Origin of the sequence: Bartonella sp. CL434QHHD, assembly GCF_042195145.1 — a bacterium.
GTDB lineage: Bacteria > Pseudomonadota > Alphaproteobacteria > Rhizobiales > Rhizobiaceae > Bartonella.
Window position 1 is genome coordinate 1,248 of the sequence record NZ_JBHINT010000033.1, and the last position, 828, is coordinate 2,075.

Annotated in this window: 1 protein-coding gene; it reads left to right on the top strand. The window is 47.5% G+C overall.

Annotated elements, in window-relative coordinates:
- The coding region (locus ACFILN_RS04970; protein WP_375671006.1) for a hemagglutinin repeat-containing protein at positions 1 to 828 on the top strand (828 nt) is incomplete at both ends.

Consider the following 828-nt stretch of genomic DNA (forward strand, 5'->3'; position numbering starts at 1 on the left):
ACCCTATCAGAAAGCTATGATACCTCTAACGCAAAAGAAAAGCATGAAAAGTCTTTTGCTGGTGTGACAACTTCCGTTGATATCGGTGTCCTTGGCACGGTACAAGGCTTAAAAGATTCAGCGGACCGCATGAACAATAAGGATGGCAATAACACAGTTATTAATGGCATACTGACCGGCATGAAAATCAATCACCTCTTTAATAAAGGAGAGAACTTTATTAATTGGCTGACTGGCAATACGGGGGAAAAGGGGAACACAACCAAAGGACTGAGTAGCTCATTAGGAGGATTGGGGGGCTCCACCAAGGATGCTCTTGCCAATCTGGCTGGCGCATCTGGCAGTGTAACCGTGGGCTTTAAAACTGAGAAAACAGAAGCCTCTTCTCAAGTCTCCACAGCGGTGACAGATAGCATAGAAGGCGGACGCGCTGTTAACATGCAAGCCCACAAAGGCAGCATTCATGGTGTTGGCGCTGATATTATCGCTGGTACCAATCCAATCTATGTGCTGGAAAATGATGCACAGAGCGGAAAGATCACCATGGAAGCAGGTAAAGATATCATCTTTGAAAGTGCACAAAACACGCAAAGCACACAAAACAGCAGTGAAAGTTCTTCAATGAGTGTTGGCACCGGTTATGGCACGGGTGGCGCAGGGGCAACGGGTAGTGCTTCTTTTAGTCAAGGGGAAGGTTCCAGTGAGGAAGTTCAACACAAAAACAGCCATATTATAGGCACCGGCACTGTTCATACCACGAGTGGGGCAAACACCACATTGGCAGGCGCCGTGGTTTCTGGAGAGCGTGTAGAAATGGAAGTAGGGGGT